Annotated in this window: 18 protein-coding genes and 7 pseudogenes; 16 read left to right on the top strand and 9 right to left on the bottom strand. The window is 56.2% G+C overall.

The window, feature by feature from the left end; genetic code table 11:
* Window positions 1–112: 112 nt before the first annotated feature.
* Entirely contained in the window at window positions 113–454 is a 342-nt protein-coding gene (locus tag U5A05_RS15325; protein WP_261738736.1) for a hypothetical protein, read from the bottom strand.
* A gap of 286 nt (window positions 455–740) precedes the next feature.
* Between U5A05_RS15325 and U5A05_RS15320 the strand changes: the two genes are divergently transcribed.
* Window positions 741–2,078 (top strand): IS1182 family transposase, encoded by a 1,338-nt coding sequence (locus U5A05_RS15320; RefSeq protein WP_321833751.1) that lies wholly within the window; start codon window positions 741–743, stop codon window positions 2,076–2,078.
* Window positions 2,079–2,297: 219 nt separating this feature from the next.
* On the opposite strand, the gene U5A05_RS15315 is transcribed toward U5A05_RS15320, so the two are convergent.
* Window positions 2,298–3,287 (bottom strand): GlxA family transcriptional regulator, encoded by a 990-nt coding sequence (locus U5A05_RS15315; protein ID WP_261738735.1) that lies wholly within the window; start codon window positions 3,285–3,287, stop codon window positions 2,298–2,300.
* 231 nt (window positions 3,288–3,518) lie between these two features.
* Here U5A05_RS15315 and U5A05_RS15310 point away from each other — a divergent pair, with 231 nt between their 5' ends.
* The 3 genes from U5A05_RS15310 (at window position 3,519) to U5A05_RS15300 (ending at window position 6,227) form a co-directional block, all read left to right on the top strand.
* Window positions 3,519–4,409, top strand: coding sequence for an MBL fold metallo-hydrolase (locus tag U5A05_RS15310; protein ID WP_321833749.1), 891 nt, complete (start codon window positions 3,519–3,521; stop codon window positions 4,407–4,409).
* Between the two features lie 98 nt (window positions 4,410–4,507).
* Window positions 4,508–5,053 (top strand): cysteine hydrolase family protein, encoded by a 546-nt coding sequence (locus U5A05_RS15305; RefSeq protein WP_321833747.1) that lies wholly within the window; start codon window positions 4,508–4,510, stop codon window positions 5,051–5,053.
* 406 nt (window positions 5,054–5,459) lie between these two features.
* On the top strand, window positions 5,460–6,227 hold the full coding sequence (locus U5A05_RS15300; protein ID WP_321833746.1) for an NAD(P)-binding domain-containing protein: 768 nt from the start codon (window positions 5,460–5,462) through the stop codon (window positions 6,225–6,227).
* Window positions 6,228–6,580: 353 nt separating this feature from the next.
* On the opposite strand, the pseudogene U5A05_RS15295 reads toward U5A05_RS15300, so the two are convergent.
* A pseudogene (locus tag U5A05_RS15295) lies at window positions 6,581–6,946 on the bottom strand (tyrosine-type recombinase/integrase); the annotation flags it as partial.
* A 379-nt stretch (window positions 6,947–7,325) separates the two neighbouring features.
* Here U5A05_RS15295 and U5A05_RS15290 point away from each other — a divergent pair.
* Window positions 7,326–7,814 (top strand): hypothetical protein, encoded by a 489-nt coding sequence (locus tag U5A05_RS15290; RefSeq protein ID WP_321833745.1) that lies wholly within the window; start codon window positions 7,326–7,328, stop codon window positions 7,812–7,814.
* Between the two features lie 106 nt (window positions 7,815–7,920).
* On the opposite strand, the pseudogene U5A05_RS15285 reads toward U5A05_RS15290, so the two are convergent.
* A pseudogene (locus U5A05_RS15285) lies at window positions 7,921–8,484 on the bottom strand (nucleoid-associated protein); the annotation flags it as partial.
* A 118-nt stretch (window positions 8,485–8,602) separates the two neighbouring features.
* Between U5A05_RS15285 and U5A05_RS15280 the strand changes: the two are divergent.
* Together U5A05_RS15280 and U5A05_RS15275 are read left to right on the top strand one after the other, a co-directional pair.
* Complete coding sequence (locus U5A05_RS15280) at window positions 8,603–9,064, top strand: anti-virulence regulator CigR family protein (RefSeq protein WP_261738730.1); 462 nt, start codon at window positions 8,603–8,605, stop codon at window positions 9,062–9,064.
* Between the two features lie 239 nt (window positions 9,065–9,303).
* Window positions 9,304–9,432 (top strand): annotated as a pseudogene (locus tag U5A05_RS15275) (transposase); the annotation flags it as partial.
* 212 nt (window positions 9,433–9,644) lie between these two features.
* On the opposite strand, the pseudogene U5A05_RS15270 reads toward U5A05_RS15275, so the two are convergent.
* Window positions 9,645–9,782 (bottom strand): annotated as a pseudogene (locus tag U5A05_RS15270) (site-specific integrase); the annotation flags it as partial.
* Between the two features lie 142 nt (window positions 9,783–9,924).
* Between U5A05_RS15270 and U5A05_RS15265 the strand changes: the two are divergent.
* The 3 genes from U5A05_RS15265 to U5A05_RS15255 are packed head-to-tail and all read left to right on the top strand — an operon-like array spanning window position 9,925 to window position 14,016.
* Window positions 9,925–11,265: a cytochrome C gene (locus U5A05_RS15265; RefSeq protein WP_261738729.1), complete on the top strand. Its 1,341-nt coding sequence runs from the start codon at window positions 9,925–9,927 to the stop codon at window positions 11,263–11,265.
* 4 nt (window positions 11,266–11,269) lie between these two features.
* The gene (locus tag U5A05_RS15260) at window positions 11,270–11,761 is read left to right on the top strand and encodes a sorbitol dehydrogenase (protein ID WP_321833743.1); all 492 of its coding nucleotides are present in this window, start codon (window positions 11,270–11,272) and stop codon (window positions 11,759–11,761) included.
* Window positions 11,758–14,016: a GMC family oxidoreductase gene (locus U5A05_RS15255; RefSeq protein WP_321833742.1), complete on the top strand. Its 2,259-nt coding sequence runs from the start codon at window positions 11,758–11,760 to the stop codon at window positions 14,014–14,016. The genes U5A05_RS15260 and U5A05_RS15255 overlap by 4 nt, the downstream gene beginning before the upstream one ends.
* A 69-nt stretch (window positions 14,017–14,085) precedes the next feature.
* On the opposite strand, the pseudogene U5A05_RS15250 reads toward U5A05_RS15255, so the two are convergent.
* Both U5A05_RS15250 and U5A05_RS15245 read right to left on the bottom strand, forming a co-directional pair.
* A pseudogene (locus U5A05_RS15250) lies at window positions 14,086–14,286 on the bottom strand (IS5/IS1182 family transposase); the annotation flags it as partial.
* A gap of 89 nt (window positions 14,287–14,375) precedes the next feature.
* A pseudogene (locus U5A05_RS15245) lies at window positions 14,376–14,866 on the bottom strand (site-specific integrase); the annotation flags it as partial.
* On the opposite strand from U5A05_RS15245, the pseudogene U5A05_RS15240 reads away from it, so the two are divergent.
* Window positions 14,844–15,177 (top strand): annotated as a pseudogene (locus U5A05_RS15240) (hypothetical protein). The pseudogenes U5A05_RS15245 and U5A05_RS15240 sit on opposite strands and share 23 nt — an antisense overlap.
* A gap of 252 nt (window positions 15,178–15,429) precedes the next feature.
* Here U5A05_RS15240 and U5A05_RS15235 read toward each other — a convergent pair.
* Complete coding sequence (locus U5A05_RS15235; protein WP_321833741.1) at window positions 15,430–16,179, bottom strand: NADPH-dependent F420 reductase; 750 nt, start codon at window positions 16,177–16,179, stop codon at window positions 15,430–15,432.
* 101 nt (window positions 16,180–16,280) lie between these two features.
* On the opposite strand from U5A05_RS15235, the gene U5A05_RS15230 reads away from it, so the two are divergent.
* The 3 genes from U5A05_RS15230 (at window position 16,281) to U5A05_RS15220 (ending at window position 18,912) form a co-directional block, all read left to right on the top strand.
* Window positions 16,281–16,688 carry a winged helix-turn-helix transcriptional regulator gene (locus tag U5A05_RS15230; protein ID WP_261738725.1) on the top strand — a complete coding sequence of 136 codons (408 nt, stop codon included), beginning with the start codon at window positions 16,281–16,283 and terminating at the stop codon, window positions 16,686–16,688.
* A 135-nt stretch (window positions 16,689–16,823) separates the two neighbouring features.
* A complete protein-coding gene (locus tag U5A05_RS15225; protein ID WP_321833740.1) occupies window positions 16,824–17,444 on the top strand; it encodes a TetR/AcrR family transcriptional regulator in 621 nt (206 codons plus the stop codon).
* A 196-nt stretch (window positions 17,445–17,640) separates the two neighbouring features.
* On the top strand, window positions 17,641–18,912 hold the full coding sequence (locus U5A05_RS15220) for an OmpP1/FadL family transporter (protein WP_321833738.1): 1,272 nt from the start codon (window positions 17,641–17,643) through the stop codon (window positions 18,910–18,912).
* A 112-nt stretch (window positions 18,913–19,024) separates the two neighbouring features.
* Here U5A05_RS15220 and U5A05_RS15215 read toward each other — a convergent pair whose 3' ends face one another.
* Window positions 19,025–20,482: an efflux transporter outer membrane subunit gene (locus U5A05_RS15215; protein ID WP_321833737.1), complete on the bottom strand. Its 1,458-nt coding sequence runs from the start codon at window positions 20,480–20,482 to the stop codon at window positions 19,025–19,027.
* Between the two features lie 218 nt (window positions 20,483–20,700).
* On the opposite strand from U5A05_RS15215, the gene U5A05_RS15210 reads away from it, so the two are divergent.
* Both U5A05_RS15210 and U5A05_RS15205 read left to right on the top strand, forming a co-directional pair.
* Window positions 20,701–21,810 carry an efflux RND transporter periplasmic adaptor subunit gene (locus U5A05_RS15210; RefSeq protein WP_321833734.1) on the top strand — a complete coding sequence of 370 codons (1,110 nt, stop codon included), beginning with the start codon at window positions 20,701–20,703 and terminating at the stop codon, window positions 21,808–21,810.
* On the top strand, window positions 21,807–24,896 hold the full coding sequence (locus U5A05_RS15205; protein WP_321833732.1) for an efflux RND transporter permease subunit: 3,090 nt from the start codon (window positions 21,807–21,809) through the stop codon (window positions 24,894–24,896). The genes U5A05_RS15210 and U5A05_RS15205 overlap by 4 nt, the downstream gene beginning before the upstream one ends.
* The last annotated feature ends 29 nt before the right edge of the window (window positions 24,897–24,925 follow it).

The following is a 24,925-nucleotide window of genomic DNA, read 5'->3' as shown; positions in this document are numbered from 1 at the left end:
GTGAGCCAATATAGAACGGTTAGAAAAATGCGTAATATTATAAAATATAGTGGCTAAACCTGTGAGTCGACGCACTGCTTGTCAACGCTCAGGACTGGGAAAGTTCCATCCGTTACGCGCGGAAGCTCCAGACCATCTCCACAACCCGTGCGGAAATTATTATATAGACGAGCACTATCAAAAGCTGAAAGGCGAGGTGGTAGCGGAGTTGGGCTAGGCGGCGAATGCCATCACTGAGGTTCAGGAGCATCAGTAATCCAGATACGGTGATCACTCCCCACCCAGCCAGGTTGGTGGCAGTGATGCTCATAAAAATCTTGTGATCACTTTGCAAAGCGTTCGTACCCGCTGCAAACAGAAGCGCGCATAGAACCATATTTTTGAAATTGTCGAAGATCTTGGCATTGAGATCCTTGTCGAGTAATTCCGAGTAGCGCATCCATAACTTTTGCATGTTCACCGCCTCAAGAAGGAAGGATCAAATAAGCATAGTTCGTCTCAACAACTGCTCGGGGATTATCGGGCACACGTTGCATTCTGCAGCGCGCCACCGCAGATTTTAAGCTCTTTGGGGCGGTTGGGTGGATACGCTGTTGTAGCTGGCTTCAAGTGTAAGGATTTAACAAGCGTGCTTCCACGGCTTTGCGAACGTCTTCTTTTGGCCGATTCTGTTGAAAAAGTAGCTCCCTTGTCTGGCCTGCGGCAAAATCGCTTCATTGGCCGGCGAGGGATCACACAGCATGATGGGACAGTTATCGAGTGGGCAGGATCGACTGTTTTACTCGTTCAACCTTGAAGATCACATCCCAGCCAATCACCTTCTTCGCAGCATTGATCGATGTCTCGATCTGAGCGATCTGCGCCATTACCTCGCCGATTTCTACAGCCCGATTGGGCGTCCGTCGATTGATCCTGAACTGATGATCCGCATGCTGATCGTGGGTTATTGCTACGGCATTCGCTCAGAGCGACGGTTGTGCGAAGAGGCCCATTTGAACCTGGCGTATCGTTGGTTCTGCCGGTTAAGCCTTGAAGATGAAGTCCCCAATCACTCGACGTTTTCCAAAAAACGACATGGCCGTTTTCGGGACAGCGATCTGTTTCGCTGGTTGTTTAATGAAGTACTGCGGCGCTGCATGGACGCAGGTCTGGTCAAGGACGAAGGCTTTGCCGTGGACGCCAGCATCATCAAGGCGGATGCCAGTCGTCAGCGCGGCGTACCGGGCGATGAACCGGTCAACTGGAGCGATCCGTCCCTTAGCACCCGCGCAGTGCGTGAGTACCTTGAGGCACTCGATGAAGAGGCTCTAGCCGAAACGCTACCGAAGCGCCTGTCACTGACTGATCCTCAAGCCCGCTGGACCGCCGCTCCTGGAGGCCCAGCGTTCTTCGCCTACTCCACCAACTATCTGATCGATACCGAACACGGCGTCATCGTGGATGTGGAACCCACACCAGCTCATCGAACGGCCGAGGTCGAGAGCACCAAAACAATGGTTGATCGTGTCGAAGAGCAGTTCGACATCAAGCCGGAACGCCTCATCGACGACACCGCTTACGGAACCGCGCCGATGCTGGCTTGGATGGTGGAGGAAAAAGACATCGAACCGCATGTGCCGGTGTGGGACAAAACCGAGCGCAAGAACGACAGCTTCTCGAGCAATGATTTCCGCTGGAATGAAGAGGCTGAGGAATACCGCTGTCCGACCGGCAACGCATTGCGCAGCGAATGGCGAGCCTTCAAAAGCGAGCGTTCACACGTCACCAAAGCCAACACGATCATCTTCCGATCCAGGCAGAGCGACTGCGTAGCCTGTCCGATGAAAGCCAAGTGCTGCCCGAACACGGCGTTCCGCAAAATCGCTCGCATCGCGACGACGCCAGCGTATCAGCGCTCTCGCCATGAACGTAAGAAGGTCGAAATGTTGTTTGCCCATCTCAAACGCATCCTGAAACTGGATCGCTTGCGACTACGTGGCATGAGTGGCGCGACCGATGAGTTCACGTTGGCGGCTGCGGTGCAGAACCTGCGTCGACTGGCCAAATTTACATCTCAAGGGCCACCTGCCACGGGATAGTTGCGCCTGCACTAGGCAAAAAACCTCAAATTAACCCAATAACAGAGGAGTAAAGGTCAACGAAGGGCCGAGAAACCACTCAATGTTGTGAGTAGGCTCTCCGGTGGTAGTCGTGCCTGAGTTCAGGCGAACTGAAAATCCGCCTTTTTCAACAGAATCGGCCAATTGCAGTCATTCGTACCAGACCACAATCGGCCATGAGCAGTCGCTCAAAGGTTTCTACGAAACTTGGGGCGACTCATTCTTTGGATTCATTCCAAGACAAAACATTTTCCGATAGTCAGATGGCGATGTACCTAGATGAGCTGCGAAATGTTGTCTTAAGGAAAGGGACGTCCCAAATCCTACATCACCCGCGATGTATTCAATCGATAACTCGGTCGTCTCGAGTAGTTCCTGCGCTCTGACCACACGTTCCGCGTTTAACCATTTGGATACGGTAGTGCCAGTGGCCTCCTTGAACCGACGGGTAAAGGTGCGCCTGCTCATTTTTGCGATTTCAGCCAGGACATCTAGCGACAGATGGCTGGCCAGATTCATGCGAGCCCACGCCAATACATCAGACAAATGAGTTTCGCTGGAGAGGTGCGGTACAGGGTGTTCTACGTATTGAGCCTGGCCCCCCTGCCTGTGTGGTGGTGTCACCAGCAATTTGGCGGTGCGATTGGCTACATCAGCTCCTAGACGCTGGCGTACCAGATGCAGGCAACAATCAATTGCTGCCACGGTTCCAGCGGAGGTCATGATGTTGCCGTCACTGACATAGAGTACTTCAGGCCGAAAACTGACCTCTGGAAAACGCCGCGCGAATTCGTCGCGTGCCATCCAGTGAGTCGTCGCCTCTTTCCCGTCAAGCAGCCCGGCATCGCCGAGCACAAATGCCCCGAGGCATAACCCGACGATCAACTTGTCTTTGGAGTGGGCGAGTTGCAGCGCCTTCACAAGCTGTGCAGATGCGGCGACCGACGAATCACTCCACGCGGGAATGACAATTACGTCACTTGCTTCCATCAGTTCTAGGCCGTGGGTTACAGACAGCCCAATGCCCTGGTCACTGCTCAGCATACCCGGCACCTCTGCGCAGAAATTGACCTCGTATTCAGGTTCACCCGGCGCGGTTTGAGCAGTTCCCAATACAATGCCAGGAACAGAAAGGTGAAAAAGGCTCACGCCGTTGAATGCTAGAACTGCAACACGTATGGCTTCCATCAGGCTGCCTCAAATTGATCCTGTATTGGCCCACTGTCTGTCACACACAGGAATGGGAGGGCCGCTCACGCGGATTTTTTCACTCCAAGGGAAGCCCCAAATACCCTTGTCCCTCCCTTACAATACAGATTATCTGGCCCGATTATATCGAATTATGTCATTCGGGCCACTGTTGGGCTCTAAGGCGCTAGCCCAGAATGGTCTCCTTGATGTACCAACAGGATTAATTCCATGAAATTTATAGCGCTTCCTCTCGCCCTTGGCATTGCCTGCGGTGCAGTCGCTACAGCGGCGTTCGCGGATACCAATAACCCCCAGGCACCTGAGGCCTCCCACAAAGTGGATCTGCAGCAGGTTCGCAATGCCACGGTAAAAATCACTTACGGTGACACCACGTTCTTGATCGATCCAATGTTGGCTAAAAAAGGGGCTTACCCCGGGTTTGAAAATACCTACCGAAGCAACCTTCGCAATCCGCTGGTCGATCTACCCGAATCCCCTGACAAGGTTATCTCGGGTGTCGACGCAGTCATCGTCACGCATACACACCTTGATCACTGGGATGATGCGGCACAAAAAGCGCTACCTAAAGACATCCCGCTGTTCACTCAACACGAAGACGATGCACAGCTGATTCGTTCCCAGGGTTTCAAAAATGTACGTGTACTGACTGACGAAGCTGAATTCGGCGGCGTCAAAATCACCAAAACCGGTGGTCAGCATGGCACCGACGAAATGTATGCCGTACCAGCCCTCGCAAAACCGCTGGGCGAAGCCATGGGTGTGGTGTTTCAAGCGCCAGGCTATAAGTCTCTATACCTCGCCGGCGACACCATCTGGCGCAAAGAGGTCGACCAGACCATCGATAAATATCACCCTGAAGTCATCGTCCTGAACGCAGGGAAAGCAAAAATGACGGGGTTCGAGGGGGCGATCATTATGGGTGAGGAGGACGTCCTGCGTGCCGCACAGACCGCCAAAGGCGCAAAAATTGTCGCAGTGCACATGGACGCGGTTAACCATATGTCCCTGACCCGTGAAGAGTTGCGCAATTACGTCAAGAAACAAGGTATCGAGAGTCGCGTTGATATACCGGAAGACGGCGCTTCGCTGAAGTACTGATTTAAACCGTATTGGGCCGTGGTAGCGGGCAGGTTTCTTACCTACCAGCAATCTCAGCCCTCAGTGCAACATCACTTTGATTTGATCGGAGATCGCTCATGAAACAAGGTCTTGTAGTAGTTGATCTGCAAAACGAATACCTGGCCACTGGTAAATTGCCTTTGAGCGGCATCGAGGCGGCTGTGGCGAATGCTCGACGGGTCATGGACCATGCGCGGAATACAGGTATTCCCGTTTTTCACATACGGCACGAATCAGATAATGCTGATGCCCCAATCTTCGTAAAGGGATCTAAAGGCGCGCAAATTCAGCCAGCGGTAGCCCCTGAGGATGAAGAACCTGTGATTGTTAAAAAGCACATTAACGCCTTCAGAGACACTGACCTCAAAAAGCAGCTGGATGCTTTCGATGTTCAAGATATCGTGGTGGTAGGTGCAATGAGCCACATGTGTATCGACGCCGTCGTACGTGCTGCGGCGGACATGGGTTATCCGGTTACGGTGCTGCATGACGCTTGCGCCACCCTGGATCTCAAATTCAATGGCGTTAACGTGCCAGCCGCTCAAGTGCATGCAGCGATGATGGCCGCGTTTGAATTTGGGTACGGCACGGTTAAATGTGTGGATGATTATCTCTCGGCGTGAGTTCGTACTAATGCAGTTTCGCGTCAGATAAGCTTGAAAGCCAGCAGGTCCAATACCCTTTCTCTAGATATGTTATGGGTCTTAAGCATCTATTTACGAAGGGCCGCTTTTAGCCGGAAGCAGCCCTTCGTGCCCGAGCACACAGCCTGCGGGCGCTGACTACGATGGCTACATATCAACCTGTTACGCTTCTTTCGAGGCGGAACCCAGTGAAGGTGATGTCGAATCCATCCATGTTGGACAGCTGATGCATTCAGCGGCAGAGGGTTAAAATTGTCCAAGTGCTCTGGGCAGTGGGTCATGATTCGCCAAGGATGGAGGCTTTGGGTCGATTGGCACTTCGGGACAGGCTGCCCTCCAGTTATCATGAGACACTCTCTATTTGCTTAATACAGGAGAAGGCAGAGTGCTGAACATTGGAGTTCTGGGTGTCGGCGAACTGACGGAGAAGGTCGTGATTGGCTTGCGCCGAAGCGGATTCTCCGGGAGGATTTTGCTTTCACCGCGCAATAATGACCGTGCCCGAGAGCTAGGCAGGCTCTGGGCCTGTGAGATTGCTCAGAACAACCAAAGTGTGGTCGATGACTGCGACCTGCTATTTCTGGGCGTCCGACCTGATGCTGTTGAGCAACTTGCCAATGAGGTACGACTCAAGCCCGAACAGACGCTGGTTTCGCTCGTAGCGGGTATGAGTATCAGCGAATTGGAACACAACTTTCCTAAAGCGCGGCACGTCCGGGCGATGCTGTCCTATGCAGCTCAGATTAACCAATCAACAGTTGTCGTGACCCCAGGCGGCCAGCCTCATGAGAGCTTGCTCGGCGCCCTTGGGTCACTGATCGTGATCGACCAAGAGGACGCGTTTGAGCTCGCCACTGTGGCGGCGTGCATGAACGGCTGGTTTTATTTCTTCCTCGGCGATCTTCAGGAGTGGTTTACCGGGAAGGGCCTCTCTCATGAGCAGGCAGCACAGTTGGTGATGGGCAATATGCAGGATTGTCTGACCAGTGCACGGCACCAACCTCACGTCAGCATGGAAGTTCTTGGCGGTAGTATTGCAACACCTGGTACGTTCACTTCCGCCGGGTTAGAGAAGCTTCGAAAGAATGGCGCAATGCTGGCTTGGAGAGAAGCATGTGATGAGGTGTTCGCGCGTATCAGAAAGGACGTTTAGCATCTGCGTTCGCAATGCCTGCTTTTGGCCGAATGCAGACGATCACCCGGCACTGCCAGTTCTGAGTATCTGGAAATAAAGAATAGGGTGGATGCATACCAAAATCTGCGCAAAACCTACCCGGGAGGCCTCGATTTATCGTTTGCTAATGCACGAAAAACCGTTAACTTTGCCATCCTTGATTAAGATATTTATTCTTTAATTACAATGACTTAAAGTGATATAAGATCGAACGTGGGGTGCTAGGGGTCGAGTGTTCGAATCACTCCGCCCCGACCATATTATTCAATGACTTAGGCTAATGTTTACCGCATTGGCCTTTTTCATGTGCGTGACTTTTGCGTGACTTCTATTTCGGTAACACTCGCCGCCCGAAGGCCCCGACCAAACGTGTGTTTCAAATCGTGAATCCTGATAGACAGATAGCCGGGGTGAGCGGGGCGAAGGTTTTCCTCCTGCCAGAGTTTGCCGCCCTCACTCGTGCTTTCTTCCAGATTGAGTCATTCATGCGGTGAACCATTGTTTCGTTACCATCGCCGTCTGGCTTGCCGAAAGGGAAGGCGTACTGCTTGTGCTGGCCTCGATGGTTCTCAATGACTGACTTGGCCACAGTGTTGAGAATCATCAGGCGCTCGTCCCGGTTCTTCACTTCGCCCGCCAAACCCGGCCGGAATCAAAAATACTGTGGTATCCAGCTCCGATACCGCGATTTCCCAATCCCGAGGAGTTAGGCGTCGAACTTGAGATGGGGTCAGTAACGCAGGTGGAGGACTGCACGCATCGAGTGACGCTGTGCAGTCCCTGTATAGCTTCCCGGCACCGCGTAAGCGGTAGCAATCGGCTGCTCACGCCCTGTACCGTCTTCACTGCCATCAAAGCCCTCAGCTTTAAGCGCGTAAGTAATTTCATTCGTAATCCTGCCCCCATACTGTGACGCTTGATCCAGGGTGTGCCAGCGGCTTCAATGCCGCTGCAAATGCTTCCGTATGTAATAGGTATGAAAGATCCTCACCGGATGGCGTGATTCGTTGAAGTGGGGTATTTGTGTTCGCCCGGCATGGAGCCGGAGTAGCCCTTGATCAGAATGGAGTTTGAAAGATGCTCAAAGTATTTGCTGCACCTCTGGTATTACTTTTCTCGGCATCTTGCCTTGCTGACTTAAAGCAAACAGCTCCGGAGTCGGTCTGTGCATTTCTGAGCAATTTGGACCTGAAAGGGCGGAAATGGACCGACTATGGTGACGGTACGTCTGGTTGCGCAAGCAACTACAAGGACATCGGGAGTGGTTCTCCGATGGCTAACAATCTTGCGTTTTATGCGACAGGCAGTGACTCAACTGTCGATCAGGTAAAGCTGGTTCTCAACTTCAATCAGGTGAAGTCTGTGGGCATGTCAATTAGTGCACTGGGTAAGGCTTCGGAAAAACTCTCCCTTGAAGCCCTCGGAGCCCCACTCCCGAACAGCATTAAAAAAGCCATAGTTCTCGGCCAGCCCTTAACCGCTGCGGCAGGCACAGGAACCATTGAGGTAGTTCGGGATATTTGGCCTACAGGTAAAGGTTATGAGGTTCAGGTAATCATGAAATGACATCACCCCGGGCCTGATGCCCCTCTGGGCGTGTCGGTAGGCTCTAGGCAGATGCGCGCTTGAGCTGATAAATGAGCTGAGTTGGCAGGCCGTAGTCCTTGTAGCGGATGAAGTCGCGGAAGTACTCCGAGGACTTCGTGCCAGTTTTACTTTTGATAAATGAAATGTACTGCCGTGAGTTTGGGTTATTACTCCATTCCGAAAGATTGATCCGGGCTGCCAGGCTGATGCTGCCGAAATCCAGGTGCTTGGAAGGCTTAATACTGAGGTCAGTACTAACCGTGATGCTCTCGCTGTGCTGGAGCAGGCCGATAATCATGTAGTCGGTCAGGCCTTGCTGGAAGTGCGCGAACAAGACGTGACCACCAACGGAAAGGTTCGATTTTTCCATCAAGCTGGTCAGGTGCTCGACAGCGGTGAGGCTGAACTCAATAAAGTCGCCGCCATCGTAAAAGCCCTTCATCCAGCCTCTGAAAGGGTAGGCGCCTGATTCGGGGTGGAACAGGCTCCAGCCTTTGCCCTGTTTGGCGCTGTACGCTTCGTTGAAGTCGTGCAGCAGGTTTTCAGTGACCTGAGATTCGACCAGTTCGGTGCTGCTGACGTGCAGCACGGCAGGTGTATCGCCTGGCTTCTTGTCGATCTGGTGAATGATGCTGTGGCGGATGGGCATGAGATTACCTCGGGATGGCCCTCCGTGACCGGATGCAGCGAGTGGATGGGTTATACGGAACTAAAATCGGTAATACCGTCTATATTTCAAGGGGTATTCCCTTTCGGAGAAGACGGTCATGCTTAAGCCTCGCTCGCTCCTAGTAGCTATTACCTGCCTTGCTTTGGCCGCAGGCCCAGTTACCACTTTGGCCGATCCTGGCAATGGAAAGGGTCAAGGTAATGGACAAGGCAACTCCCAAGGCGGCCAAGGACATGGAAGCCAGGGTCACAAAGGAAAGGGCTCGAGCGGGAGTGATTGGGCGCGCGGCCCCAGCATTGACCGGGGCAGCATATTGGGTGTGCTTGGCGGCCACCGTGACTACTGGAGTTCAGACCATTCACTGCCACCTGGGATACAGAAGAACCTAGCTAGAGGAAAGCCTCTTCCTCCGGGCATTGCCAAGAAGCTGGATGGCCGGTTGTTGGGCAGGCTGCCACATTACGACGGCTACGAATGGCAGCAGGCTGGGACCGATTTAATACTTGTCGCAATTGCTTCCGGCATAATTTATGAGGTACTCAACGGAGCCTTTGATTAAGGTACGAGAGGTTCAATGATCTCGTCCCCAGGGTCTTTCTGAATTACCAGAAGGCTTTCATTGCGGAACTCTCTCGACACCTTTAGTGCATTAACGGGCAAGGAAGGTTAGCGCGGTGGGTACGAAGTCGGAATTAAACTGAAAGATGCCCCAATGACCCGCATCAGGGTAGATGTGTAGTGGTCTAATGAAACCGGACACCCATTTAGGCGTGAATGCTCGCCAGATCGAGGTGTCAGATGACCAAACAACGCCGTTCCTTTTCCGCTGAATTCAAACGCGAGGCTGCCGACCTCGTACTCAAGCAGAATTACAGTTTCATCGAAGCTGGTAGCTCGCACGGAGTTGGCGAATCGGCCCTGCGCCGCTGCGCTGTCAGCCAGTGCCGATGTGTACGGTGTGGCTTGTGTGATCTACGAATTGCGTGATGCTTTCGCTGTCACTTCGTCCTGGCTGCAACGCTTGATGCATTGGCGTAACGGATGACTGCCGAACAGATAACCAACGATGTTCAACAGTTCTAACTAAATGCGCTTCTGCGTGACTACAACGCAACTTCAAATGCCCGACGAATCGTTGCTTAATCGACAGTCAAACAGGGCTTGCTGTGGTCAAGGCAGGAATGACCAAGGATGGTCTACACCGTCTCAACATCGCCAGTTGCCGTCAACACCTTGGCCACCAGAGAGCGTCTGCCGCTGTCCGACGATCCCTGCTTATCCCTACCGTTAGTCAGGTATTTATGAGGGGGCTGACGCAACGGCTAGCCTGCAGCTTAGCGTCAGGGACAACGCTGAACATTCGGTCCATGAAGGGCCAGCACTCATCGTCCCGACGCTTTATCTGCTGAGGAGACGATAATGATAATAACCTTGAAGCGGTTGGCGTGTTTGGGTGCAAGCTTCACCAGCGCGCTCGTCATGGCCGATGCGGCCAGCCCACCGGTGCTGTCACCTGCGATTCCCTTCGATGTCACCGCCAACCCCCCCTTTACTCTGGACAACCTGCAACACGATTTCGACGTGCTTTCGTGGCAGACCTTCGTCGCCCTGAACTGGCCCGCAAGCGCCGACGGCAGCGCCAACACCTCGGCGAAGATTGGCGCGCCGGGGCAGACAGTTTGGGAGACGTGGAAGGAGAGCTACGAGGTTTTCCTGCCCAAAGGCCAGAAGCCGGTCGCCTGGAACCAGAAGGCGCCGCTACCCTCCGCCTGCCAAGGCAAGGGTGACCTGCCCGTACTGCAACAGATGGGCAAGGTTGCCGGTGTGCTCGATGAATTCATCCAGCCGTTCAAGACCGGCCCACTGGTGGACCAGAACGGCGCCTACACGCGCAACGCGATCATGATCAACCAGCCGATGTTCGACGACATCGTCAGCAATGACCTCTACAGCAAGGAAGGCCAGCAGGCTTTCTTCACCAAGGCTGACAACCGCATCGCCTTCTCCTGCGGCTCGCAGAAGGCCCAGCAGGTCGGCGCGATCATGGTCAAGTCGGCCTGGAAGGTACTCGGCGACAACGACAACCCGCAAGACTTCCACGCCGTCGACGCCTTGGTCTACACCCCCGGCAACGCCGACCCGAACAAGGGCGCGGTGATCCCCGAGTCGTGTGACGCGCAGAAGGTAGGGCTGGTCGGCCTGCACATCGTGCACAAGACCCAGAGCTCGCCGCAGTGGGTATGGTCGAGCTTCGAGCACGTGCGCAACGTGCCGGAAAAGACCACGCCGATGAACGAGCGCAAGGGTCCCTACCTATTCTACGACGCCCAGGCCAGCGACCGCCCGGTAAACGAGCCGCCAGTGCAGCCGTGGGATCCGTCGAAGAAAGCCACACCCTCGCAGATCGTGCGGGAAATCCCGCTCACCGCCGCGACCCACCAGCTCAACGCGCAGTGGCAAGGCGCGCTCAAGGGCACGGTCTGGGCCAACTACCAGCTGATCAGCACCCAGTGGCCGACCGACCCGGCCAACGATTGCCAAGTGCCGTCGCCGACCAACCCGCTGGGCAGTCCTGCCCCGACCTTTCTGGCCAACGCCACCCTGGAAACCTTCAACCAGGGCACCACGCCACAGGCCTCGTCAAGCTGCATGGAATGCCACAACAACGCGACCACCCGGGTGACCCAGTCCCCGCGCACCAGTTTCGCCGATTTCACCTTCTTGCTTGAACGTGCCCAATCCACCGGCGCCAAGGAGTGATGCCATGAGTAACCCGAACCTGCAGAACTTCATCGACCTGTCTGCCGTACTCACCGGCCTTGCGGCCGACCTGCTCGCGCCGTCCGTCGACCCGATCAACCTGCCGCCACTGTTCTTCACCACTGCCCAGCAAGGCATGGGCACCGCAGCGTTCAGCAACCTGCTGGATCTGTACGCCAGCATCGAGAGCCAACAGCCTGCGCAAATCGCCAGCGCCGTGCTCGGCAACTCGAACCCGCAGATCGCCCAGGGCGCCCGCTCGATCATGAAGCTGTGGCTGCTTGGCAGTTGGTACCAGCCTTATGATCAAGACAACGCCCACACGGGTGACACCCTCGTAGTCTCCGACCAGGCCTACAAGGAAAGCTGGGCGTGGAAGATCGCCCAATCCCACCCCATGGGCTACAGCCAGTACCATTTCGGCTACTGGGCCGAGCAGCCACCGACCCTCAAGCAATTCACCGGTGTCGACGCCAAGGAAGGGCAGCAGCCATGAACAATCTACAAACCCAGAACATCGAAACTGCCGATGTGATCGTCGTGGGCGCCGGCATGGCCGGCAGCGTTATGGCCTATCAGTTGGGCCTGGCCGGCCTGAAAGTGCTGGTGCTCGAGTCGGGCCCGGCGATTCCGCCTAACCGCAGCGAATACCTGGAGCGTTTCTACACCGCCGTGCTCAAGTCGCCCGAGTCGCCATACCCACCGGAGCAGACCGAGCAAACCCCGGCCACGCAGTTCGCCCCGCGAGCGACTATCCAGGACTTGATCACTGCCGGCAGCACCGACCCGAACAAGGTGCAGAAGAGCTACTTGGTACAGAAGGGGCCGCAACTGTTCGCCAGCACCTACGAGCGGGTAGGCGGCGGCACCATGTGGCACTGGATGGGCACTGCCCTGCGTCTGTTGCCCAACGACTTTCGCATGCGCACTGCGTACAACGTCGGGGTCGACTGGCCGATCAGCTACGACGATCTGCAGACCGCCTACTGCCGCGCCGAGGAGGAGATGGGCGTGTCCGCCGATGTCGCCTCGCAGACCTACCTGGGCGTGACCTTCCCGCAGAGCTATGAATACAGCATGCACGGCATCCCGATGTCGTTGGTCGACCAGGGCCTGGGCAAGAACGTCACGGGCACGGTGTACCAGAGCCCGGAGAAGGCGCCCGATGGCAAGCCGTACCCAGGTGTCACCCTCAACGTCCGGCAGACCCCGGCCGGGCGCAATTCGCAGAGCGACAACGGCCGCCGGGTGTGCGCCGGCAACACCAGCTGCACGCCGATCTGCCCGATCCAAGCTAAGTACGATGCCACCGTGACCATGGCCAAGGCACTGGATACCGGCAACGTGCGCATCCTCTACCAGGCCGTGGCGAGCCAGGTGCAGGTCGATAGCAATGGGGTCACGGGTATCGATTTCATCCAGTACCAGAACAATGGCCCGCGCCAGAACGGCACGGCCCAGGGCAAGCGCTACGTGATCGCCGCCCACGCGATCGAAACCCCGAAGCTGCTGCTCAACTCCATCGGCCCGAACAGCCCTAAAGGGGTCGCCAACAGCAGCGGCCAAGTCGGCCAGGCGTTGGCCGACCACCCGGTGTATTTGGCCTGGGGCCTGATGCCCGAAGGCAAGCCGCTGTTCCCATTCCGCGGGCCGTTGTCCACCTCGGGGATCGAGGACATGCGCGATGGCCCGTTCCGCAGCCAGCGTGCCGCCTGGCGTATCGAGATCGGCAACGAGGGTTGGAACTGGTCGGTGAACGATCCCTACACCTCGGTTTGCGATTTCATCGACGGCACCAACAACGGCGGCGCTAACCCCAACAAGCTGGCGCTGTCCGGCAAGATGCTGGTGCAGCAGCTCAATAGCGTGCTGACCCGCCAGTTCCGTCTGGGCTTCTTGATCGAGCAGGTAGAGAAAGACCCCGACAATGCGCTGTGCCGGGTGGAGAGGACCATGGAGTTCACCGACGGCTTGGGCCTGCCTCGGCCACAGATAACCTACGAACTGTCCGACTACACCAAGGAGGGCTTCAAGCAGGCGCGCCTGGCCGCCACGCATATCATCACCGAGCTGATGGGCGCCACTGAACTGACCGACCTGAACCCTAAGATCGAGCCCGGCTCGCAAACGGTGTTCAACTACGACGGTCAGAACTACGCGTTCTTCGGCGCTGGCCACCTGATGGGCACCTACCGCATGGGCTCGGACCGCACTAAGTCGGTGGTGGACAAGGACCAGCGCAGTTGGGACCACCCCAACCTGTTCCTGGTCGGCGACGGAGTGTTCCCCGCCACCGGCACCGCCAACCCGACCTTGACCATCACCGCGCTGACTCTCCAGGCCGCCGACGTGGTCGCCAGCGATCTACTCAAGCGTACCGTGCAGGTGCAGGCCAACCAAGCCTGGCAGGGCACCGGCGTACAGGTCAACGGGCAGAACTGGCAACTGGCGATGTGCACCGGTGGGCAGTGGACGGCTAACCCGGCCACCGGGATGGTCAGCGCGGCGGGCAACCCAGGGTTGATAGCCAAGCCCGGCTATGCCTTGCCCGGTCAACCGGAAGGAGCGCTGATCGGGCGTATCGGCAACAGCGGCGTGCCGTTCCTGGTCGGCAATAAGGCGCAATTGCCGCGTGCCCAGCAGGGGGAGTTGCAATTGTGCATCAATGACGACCTGGACGGACATTACGGAGCTGGTCTGAGCGATAACCTGGGCAGCCTGTCGGTGGAGGTGCGTTTCGGGACTGTGTAGGCGCTGTCATACCAACCCCACAGTGCTACGGCAAAGCCGCAGTATTGTGGGGTTGCTTTCTCAGCCCAGCTGAATGCGGTTCAGATAGCCGTAGATGTAGGTCTTCAGGAGAATCGCGGGATGCTAAGCAGACCGGCCAGTTCTGCCGGTATGACGCCTTCAAAACCCCGTTTGACCAGATAGACTTCGTCGACAAAGACGTCGACTGCGCTCACCGGATTGGTATCGCTGACGTAGTCGTCAGTATTCACCTTGGATAAAGCGCTTCATGGGCGGTTCCTGCGATGAAATCCTCAGAAATAGTGGCAAGTATTCGCGAAGGCCTTTTTACACACTCTGGGCCGATAGCAGTCCTTCACAAAAGTGCGCTTTAGAAAGCGATCTTCAACCTTCGTCCAGTGCTCTTTGGTTTGCGCCTGCTTGTGCAGCAGTCGTTGCGGCTTGCGATGAATCAAGAAGGGGGAAGCGATATTGTCCTGGCAGCGGGTTATGACGGTCTGCAGTTCGTCAGTCACCTTGAAACGAATCCACGCTGTATCACTGGCTTTGGCTGTCTTCTTTTGTACCAGGTACAAGAACCCATCCGAACGCCATCAAAGCGCATGTCCAGGATGTCGGAGCGCCGCTGAGAGTGATCAGTGCCAAGTCGATGGCGTTGCGCAGCCAGGGTGGTGCCACCTCCCTGACCGCCTTCAGGCCTTCCACGGTATGGCGTTTTCGTTGCTTCTTCTCGATACGGTTGATGGTGCTCGATGCGGGGTTGTCCGGACACAAGCCCTTCCGACGCGGCATGATTGAAAATGTCCACCAGCAGAGCGCGACTCTGATTGGCGCTCCTTGGGGTCAAGGAAACCGCCCACCAAACCGAACGCACAAATCTGGCCAATCTCAATTCCGCGCAAATTCTGGCGGAGCAGGGCAAGCACTTCGCCCTGGAGCAGTGGCTGGCAGCCAGCGACCAAGCCCATTACCTAGCCCTTACCGATGAGAAAACGAAGCAGGCACGTCTGCGTGATCGCCTTGCTACTGTTGACCTGCGGTGTGGTTCATGACGCCCATAGAGCCCGACTTGACCCAGTGCATGCTCAACGAGTTATCGGAATTACCGGTGAAGGCGATCATGGACTGATCGCTCTGCAGGCTTGTCAGGCTTACATTTAAGAGGTCTCAGGCACTAAGTCAAACATTGGGAATAAACCGTAGATTCGTATAATCCGCTCATTCAAGGATGACATTGCGCGTGTAACGAGGATTAGTGTTTAAGAAACTGTTTTTCTATGCGCAAAGGTACCGGTTGTGGCTAGTTGAAAGTGTATGGCCAGTGGAGCTTTATAAGCTAGTTATAGCTGATAAAATTAGTTGCTTGTAACCGCTTAAAAAGCATGGATGCTAGTTGGATTAATAACGAGGAGTTCAGCCCGCCGCGTTGAAGTTTCGATTGAATTCAACCACCTCATTATGAGAAGGGTTTTTGGCGAATAAGGTCAGGATTTGTGTGTTGTACGCCTCGCGTTTCTGAGCTGCGGCACCCTTCACGGCGGCATTTAACGCGGGAGTCATTTCATCTGCGGTGTAGTCGCAGCAGTACGCTGGTGTGCAGGGTTGCTGGCGCCATGAGTCCTCGAGACGGCCACCGTCAACTGGATCAAATCCAACGGCATCGACAAGTTGCATCACGAGGCGCTTATGGTTTGCGTCGTCACCGGCAACAGCGACTCCCAGGCGGTTTTCCGCATCTTTTGGCTTACTAAGATGCTCCAGCGAATACGCCAGAATGTTATTGAATGCCTTGATCACCGGTCGACCAAGCTGCTCGCTAACCCAGATGCTCTCTGTCTGACCATTTTCCAAAGCGTCGATGCACTCGTCTCTCAAACCTGGGTAGTAGTTGCTCGTGTCGACCACTGGAGTCGAGGATGACAACACAGCCAGCAGGTTCTTGGGAAGAACTGTCATGGCCGGTAGGGGGATGGCAAGAATCACCGCATCGGCGCCGTCGAAGACATCTTTCAAGTCGCAAGGAGCGGCCCCTACTTCCGCGGAAAAAGCCCTTACTGCCTCTTTTCCCCGAGAGTTGGCCACACTGACTTCGTGACCAGCGCTTATAAGCTTGCGGGCTAGGGTTGAGCCGATAGATCCAATACCAACGATTGCGACTTTCATAACGCCTCCAGGGATTCAAAGTCTGCATACGTTATGATTTATGCTGCAGTAGTCGCAAGAACCAACGTTTTTGTCTGTAACCCACCAAAAGGTAAGTATTGATGGAGCGCAAGTGGGAGTGTGACAACCCTTTACGGCGACAGGCTTGGTCGGCCGCAATCAACGCTACGCTTCGTGTTTTGGAGGGTAAGTGGAAAATTGTGATTATCAATGAGCTGATGGCCGCTAAAGGCCGGCCGCTTCGGTTCTCTGAATTGGAAAGGCTCATTCCGGATGTTACGCAGAAAATGCTCATTCAGCAGTTGAAAGGGCTTCAGCAAGACGACATCATTCTGCGCACCGTATACCCGCAGGTGCCTCCGCGGGTGGAGTACGCGCTGACAACGTTGGGCCATGCACTCGGCCCGGCCATGACAGCCCTCATCGACTGGGCTGAGCTTCGTCACCAGCACGAAGTCAATGGCATGGACCCACGTGGGGTTAGCGACGATGGACGTGTTGAGCGCTGATACGACCCGTTCGATGACTCAAGCGTCAGCCCGTTCTCATCCCGAACTGCGGTGGTTCCAGAAAGTTCGATTTATGACTATGTACTCTAAAGGTCACAATTTGTAAGTCCTCGACAGGGTGAGTAAGCTATCCCCATGAAGCAGCCATCAATATCTTCGCCCAGCTCCCGTGGCCCGGCCGATCACGACATTCGCGATCAAATTGTCGCGGCGGCCAACCAGCACTTCAGCCAATACGGCTACGGTAAAACTACGGTTTCCGACCTGGCCAAGGCCATCGGTTTCTCCAAGGCTTACATCTACAAATTTTTTGATTCCAAGCAGGCGATTGGTGAAGCCATCTGCTCAAATTGTCTGGCAGAAATCGTCGCGGCTGTGGAACACGCTATCAATGTAGAGAACCTGTCGCCGACGGAGCGCTTTCGACGCTTGGTCAAAACTGTGATCGCCACAGGCGTGAATCTGTTCTTCAACGACCGAAAACTCTATGACATAGCAGCGTTTGCAGCGTCTGAAAGCTGGCCGAGTTCACAGGCCTATGACGCACGTATCAAACACTTCGTGTTGCAAATCGTGCGGGAAGGGCGAGAGATCGGCGAGTTTGAACGCAAGACTCCGCTGGACGAGACAGTTGAAGCGATACATCTCACCCTGCGACCATTCGTCAACCCCTTGCTACTGCAGTACAACCTCGATTTCGTCGAGGAGGCTCCCACGCTCACCTGCAACCTGATCTTGCGCAGCCTGATGCCTTGATCTTCGGCTGAAGGTTCACTGCATACCCGGGTAAGCGACAGCTCATCAGCCGGCTTTTCACTGAGCCCTTCTCTATCAGTAGGAGGGTATTTTATTTGTTTGTTTTGTGACCATTGACTGATTTGGTCACTTGAATGAATATGGGTGTTCACCGCTTCTAATGCTTCATCTCAGTGATACCCATAGAGTTCAAACAATGAAAAACATAGCGCTCAAGACCCCATTTGGCATTGCTGTTGTGCTCGCATCTTCAAGCGCTTTTGCAAGCGGCTTCGCGCTCAACGAACAAAGCATCAGTGGAATGGGGGCCGGGTTTGCCGGTCGCTCTTCCGCCGCTGAAGACGCGAGTACGGTCTTCGGTAATCCGGCGGGCATGTCTCGTTTGAAAAGAGAGCAGGTCAGCGTGGGAGCAGCGACTCTGTTCGCCAAGTCCGACATCAGCCACACCCGGAGTACATTCGGCGGCCAGGAAGACGGCGACATGGTGCCCACCACTACCGTACCGATGGGATATTACGTAAAACCCATCGATGAGCATTGGGCGTTCGGTGTGGGTTTTTATGTGCCTTTTGGTCTGATGACTGACTATGGCAGCGGTTTCGCCGGGCGCTACTACGCCAACAAAAGCGAGGTCACGACCCTCACGTTCCAGCCCACCATCAGCTTTGCCTTCAACGATATAGTATCGATTGGGTTCGGTCCGACCATCAATCACATCAGTGGTGAGCTGACGGGTATGGTGCTCAATCCACTTAGCCCCGGTCGTAATGACGGAAAACTCAAAAGCACGGGTGACGACACTGCGCTTGGTTTCAACGCCGGTATCTTGGTGCAGGCTACGGACCGAACCCGCCTGGGTATGACCTACCACTCCAAGGTCAGTTATCAACTGGATGCCAAGACCAAGGTCACTGACGGCATCTTTAGCGTGTTGGGGGTTAGCGGCCGCAGTTATGACGCTTCGCTGGAAGTGGATACCCCGGAGTCAGTGGATTTCTCGGTGACTCATCAGCTCAATAATGACTGGACCCTCTACATGGGGAGCACCTGGACTCGCTGGAGTCGCTTTAAAGACTTAACCATCGAGAACACCGGTTTACCCCCCGCGTTGAGCGGCTCGCTGGGCACGATTACCGAAGAGCAAAATTGGCACGATACGTGGGCACACGCTATCGGCGCTGCTTATGCGCTGAATAAAGAGTGGGTGCTTCGCGCAGGCTTTTCGGTGGATCAGTCACCCACCAATAACACCCATCGTGGACCGCGCATTCCTACGGGTGACAGGAAGGTCATCAGCTTCGGTGCTGGCTGGACTCCGGCGGACAATCTCACGATCGATGTGGCTTACTCCTACTTGTGGGAGGAGAGCGTACAGGTCAACGATACTTCGCCGACCAAAGGTGCCTACAGTGCACACTACAAGAACAGTGCGAGCGGGCTTGGTACCTCTGTGAGTTACCGTTTCTAGTTGAGTGCTGTTATCGGCATTTAAATATGCCCTTTACGCCTGGCTCGCATCGTTTGTGCAAAGAAGCGAGTCATGGCGTTCAGTCTGCGCGCTACCAGAATCAGCGATCTTCCTATCGACTCGTCACCGTGACATCCCATGGTTGCCAGCCACCTCCGAGTGACTTGAATAGTGCAACCGCCGCGAGTGCCGATTCTGTTCGCGCTTGCGCCCGAGCATCGGAGGCCTGGAGCATCGTCTCATCCGCGTGCAGGACATCGATCAGGCTGGCCGTGCCCTTCTGATAGGCAATGAACGACGATACTCGAGCCTGACTTAGAGAGGCCTCGCCTCCGGTGAGGGTGGTTGCTTGAGTTTGCCGATTTACCAGTGAAGAAAGTGCGTTCTCGACATCCTCGGTGGCGCGCAACACAGACTGACGGTAAGCGGCCAGATTTTCGGCTTCCTGCCCCTTGGCTTGGTCGATTTGTGCGTTTATGCGACCGAAGTCGAAGAGTCTCCAGCGCAGTCCCAGCAAGCCTGCCGATTGGCTGGCGCCACCGGTAAATAGATGGCCTGCGGACACCGACGTAGCACTGCCCAGCAATGCACCAAGGGAGAACTTTGGGTAGTACTCAGCAATAGCTTCCCCGATGCGTGCGTTTGCGGCTGCAAGACGACGCTCAGCCACAATGAGGTCTGGCCTGCGGCGCAGCAAATCGGCCGGCGTTCCCATTGTCTGCAACTGAGGCGCGACAGGAATGTGTGCCGCCGTTGCAAGTTGCGAGCGATGAGTGCCTGGCGGCGTGCCGAGCATGACATCCAGTGCATTCATGGCAGCCTCCAGCCCGGCCTGCAGGACCGGCACGGTCGCCTGGACCTGTGACAGCGCGCCCTCGGTCTGATGAACCTGATAGGTAGCATTGAGTCCCTTGGCGTGGAGCAACAGGACTTTTTCTAGCAACGCCTGCTGCGTGTTGACTTGCCGACTCGCAATGTCCAGCCGGGCCTGCAATCCGCGGACAGTGATGTAGGCGTCCGCGGTCTGTGCAGCGATGGCCAGTCGCGTGGCCGCGACGCCAGCCCGGGACGCCTGGTACTCGGCCAGAGCGGCCTCGCGTCCGCGTCGCAGGCCGCCAAAGACATCGGCCTCCCAGCTGGCATTGAGGTTGACCTCGTAGGCGTTTGCGTACCGATCATAGCCAGGTGTTGAATTGAGCACCTGGCTCAGTGGGGTCTCGAGTGATTGGTAGGCGCGCGCGGCTTGGCCGTTGACATTCCCCGAGGGCAGTAAGGCGGCATTGGCGGCACCTAGTCCGGCCCGCGCCTGCGTGACTCGCGCCGAGGCCTGCGCCAGGTCCAGATTTTGCTCAAGAGCCTTGGAGATGAGCGCGGTCAGTAAGGGGTCACCAAAGCCTTCCCACCAAGCGACAAGATCAGTCGGCGTCGCTCCAGGGCACTGTTCGAGGCAAGCATGGCCCACGTAACGATTCGAAAGCGGAGCGTCTGGACGATGGTAATCCGGACCGACCGCGCAACCTGCCATTACGCCGGCGCTGACCAAAAGTGCAATTGGACGGAGGGGAGGCATTGAGGTTCCTTAAACAGAGGATGATATGTGACCATATTACTTATTGGTCACAATCTGTCAATTAACGCTTCCCGAGGGTAGTGGGGGATATCCCGGCATCAGCAGTAATATTGGCGGTTATCATTAATTCTCATAGGTCCTGCCGAATGTGACCGTTGACACATATGGTCACTGGACTGAGAATATGTCACTCGTCATATATATAAATAAGGGAACCTATGCGCCGGCTTCGACCTTTCCCCTTTGCCGTTTTCTTGCTGCCTCTCGTCCTGACAGCGTGCGGTGATTCATCCACTGCTGAAGATCCGCGCACGTTGGCCCCTGTGGTGAGGTCCGTTGCTGTTCAGGCTTCGTCCGACACCTCACGTTCATTCACGGGTGTAGTGGCTGCCCGTGTCCAGGGCGACCTGGGGTTTCGGGTATCAGGCAAGGTACTTGAGCGTCTGGTTGACACCGGTCAGACCGTTAAACGTGGTCAGCCGCTTATGCGCCTCGACCCAATCGATCTGGGCTTGCAGGCGCGTGCACAACAAGAGTCGGTCATGGCTGCTCGGGCTCGAGCCAAGCAGACAGCAGATGATGAAGCTCGATATCGTGATCTGGTCGGCGCAGGCGCTATTTCTGCATCGGCTTACGACCAGATCAAAGCTGCAGCGGATTCTGCAAAGGCGCAACTCAGCGCCGCTGAAGCGCAGGCTGATGTGGCCCGCAATGCCTCTGGTTATGCGGTGCTGTCTGCCGATTCCGATGGCGTTGTGGTGGAGACCCTCGCCGAGCCCGGGCAGGTTGTCAGCCCCGGGCAGCCCGTGCTTCGTCTGGCGCGGGCCGGCCAGCGCGAAGCCATCGTACATCTGCCAGAGACATTGCGCCCCGCAGCCGGCTCCACTGCGCAAGCGACGCTTTATGGCAACATCACGGGGGCTGTTACCGCGAAGTTAAGGCTGCTGTCTGACTCGGCTGACCGTATGACCCGCACCTTTGAGGCGCGGTATGTGCTTGAGGGGGCGCTGGCCAATGCACCAATAGGTTCGACCGTTACTCTTCGAATCGCTGAAGGCGCCGCGCAAGGGCAAACGATGCAAGTGCCGATCGCAGCCGTTTATGACCCTGGCAAAGGCACTGGCCTGTGGGTGATCGCCGGTACACCTGCGAAGGTGGCCTGGAGACCTGTTCAGGTCTTGGGCTTGAGCGACGACTTTGCGCTCGTCGCGGGTGATCTAAAGGTGGGCGAGCAGATCGTGGCGCTGGGCGCACATCTGTTGCGCGAGGGTGACGAGGTGAGGTTGCCTCAACTGGATGACACCACCGCCGGGGGGAGTCGTCCATGAGCGAGGGGCGCTTTAATCTATCCGCGCTTGCCGTTCGCGAGCGCTCAATCACCGTATTCCTGATCTTTCTGATCGCCGTTGCAGGCACTCTGTCGTTCTTCCAGCTGGGGCGCGCAGAAGATCCTCCGTTTACGGTCAAGCAGATGACGGTCATTACCGCTTGGCCGGGCGCAACTGCGCAGGAAATGCAGGATCAGGTAGCTGAGCCACTGGAAAAACGCCTGCAAGAATTGAAGTGGTACGACCGCACGGAAACCTACACCCGCCCTGGTCTCGCCTTCACGATGCTGTCACTGCTCGATAGCACGCCACCCGCGCAGGTGCAGGAGGAGTTCTATCAGGCGCGCAAAAAGCTCGACGATGAAGCCCGAAAGTTACCATCAGGTGTCATCGGGCCAATGGTCAACGACGAGTTTTCGGATGTGACATTTGCTCTTTTCGCCCTCAAAGCCAAGGGCGAGCCGCAGCGGTTGCTGGTGCGTGATGCTGAGTTGTTGCGCCAGCGCCTTTTACATGTGCCGGGGGTGAAGAAGGTCAACATTATCGGGGAGCAACCCGAGCGTATCTTTGTCTCCTTTGCCCATGATCGGCTGGCCACCTTGGGCGTGTCTCCTCAGGATATCTTTGCTGCCCTCAATAGCCAGAACGTGCTCACGCCTGCCGGTTCGATCGATACCGCAGGGCCGCAGGTTTTCCTCAGGCTGGAGGGCGCCTTCGATACGTTACAGAAAATTCGGGACACGCCCATTACGGTTCAGGGGCGTACGCTCAAGCTCTCTGACGTGGCGACCATCGAGCGCGGTTATGAAGACCCCGCAACCTTTCTCGTGCGTAACAATGGTGAAGACGCGCTGTTGTTGGGGATCGTGATGCGTGAGGGCTGGAATGGCCTTGAACTCGGCAAGGCACTGGACGCCGAAACGCTCAAGATCAACCAAGGCATGCCCTTGGGCATGACGCTCTCCAAGGTCACCGACCAATCTGTAAATATTGATTCGGCCGTGGGCGAGTTCATGATCAAGTTCTTCGTTGCGCTGCTCGTGGTCATGCTCGTGTGCTTCCTCAGCATGGGCTGGCGCGTGGGCTTTGTGGTCGCAGCGGCTGTTCCGTTGACGCTGGCCGTGGTGTTTGTGGTGATGGCGGCCACTGGCAAGAGCTTTGACCGTATTACCTTAGGCTCGCTGATTCTGGCGCTTGGGCTGCTGGTCGATGACGCCATTATTGCCATTGAAATGATGGTGGTGAAGATGGAGGAGGGCTACGATCGCATCAAAGCGTGCGCTTATGCTTGGAGTCATACGGCCGCTCCGATGCTGTCCGGTACGCTGGTGACGGCTATCGGTTTTATGCCCAACGGCTTCGCGCAATCAACCGCGGGCGAGTACACCAGCAACATGTTCTGGATCGTAGGCATTGCCCTGATTGCCTCCTGGGTGGTCGCGGTAGTCTTTACCCCGTACCTGGGGGTAAAGCTGCTGCCGGATATCAAGAAGGTCGAGGGTGGTCATGGGGCAATCTACAACACCCCTAGCTACAATCGTTTTCGCCAGCTTTTGACGCATGTTATCGCGCGTAAATGGCTGGTGGCCGGGGCTGTTATCGTTTCTTTTGTCGTGGCTGTCCTGGGTATGGGCGTGGTCAAAAAGCAGTTTTTCCCAACTTCGGACCGTCCCGAAGTATTGATTGAAGTGCAAATGCCGTATGGAACCGCCATTGAACAGACCCGCGCGACTACCAGCTCTATAGAGGCCTGGCTGCAAAAGCAGGATGAGGCAAAAATCGTCACGTCCTACATCGGCCAGGGTGCGCCGCGTTTTTATCTGGCGATGGCGCCGGAACTCCCTGATCCGTCGTTCGCGAAGATTGTAGTGCTGACCGACAGCCAAGAGCAGCGCGAGGCCCTCAAGTTCCGCCTCAGAGCGGCTGCCGCTGAGGGGCTCGCCCCGCAAGCGCGTATCAGGGTGACTCAACTGGTGTTTGGCCCGTACTCGCCATTTCCGGTTGCCTACCGGGTCATGGGGCCTGCCCCCTCAAAACTGCGTGAGATAGCGGGGCAGGTGCAGGACGTGTTGCAGTCGAGCCCGATGATGAGGACCGTCAACACAGACTGGGGCCCGCTGACCCCGACGCTGCATTTCACTCTCGATCAGGATCGCCTGGAGGCGGTGGGGCTGACGTCCAGTTCAGTGGCGCAGCAACTGCAATTTTTGCTGAGCGGAGTGCCCATCACCGCGGTTCGCGAGGACATTCGTTCGGTACAGGTGGTCGGGCGGGCCGCGGGTGATATCCGCCTCGATCCCGCAAAAATTGAAGGCTTTACGCTGGTGGGGGCTGCAGGCCAGCGTCTACCGTTGTCTCAGGTAGGCAAGGTCGATGTGCGAATGGAGGATCCGATCCTGCGGCGTCGTGATCGCACGCCGACCATCACCGTGCGAGGTGACATCGCCGAAGGTCTGCAGCCACCTGATGTGTCGAGTGTGATCATCAAGGCATTGCAGCCGGTCATCGATCAGTTGCCTGACGGATACCGGATCGAGCAGGCGGGGGCAATCGAGGAGTCGGGCAAGGCGGGCAAGGCGATGTTGCCACTCTTCCCGATCATGATTGCCTTGACGCTGCTGATCATCATTGTGCAGGTCCGGTCGATTTCGGCGATGGTCATGGTGTTCCTTACCTCGCCACTTGGGTTGATTGGCGTGGTACCGACCCTGCTGATCTTCCAGCAGCCATTTGGCATCAATGCCTTGGTCGGCCTGATCGCACTTTCAGGCATTTTGATGCGCAATACGCTGATTCTGATTGGGCAAATCCATCACAACACGCAACAAGGGCTGGATCCGTTTCACGCAGTGGTCGAGGCCACGGTACAGCGAGCCCGTCCGGTACTGCTGACGGCGCTGGCGGCAATACTGGCGTTTATCCCCCTGACGCACTCTGTTTTCTGGGGGACGCTGGCCTACACACTGATCGGGGGAACGTTCGTGGGGACTATCATCACCTTGGTGTTCCTGCCGGCGATGTACTCCATCTGGTTCAAGATCCGCCCTGAGGCTTCAGGCAAAACGCCCACCGTCCTCTCGCCGTAGAGGTTTGATCCTAGGCATTAGCGCGCTGC

It is taken from the genome of Pseudomonas kulmbachensis, assembly GCF_963681935.1.
Lineage (GTDB): Bacteria > Pseudomonadota > Gammaproteobacteria > Pseudomonadales > Pseudomonadaceae > Aquipseudomonas > Aquipseudomonas kulmbachensis.
This window is presented reverse-complemented; position numbering and strand designations above follow the sequence as displayed.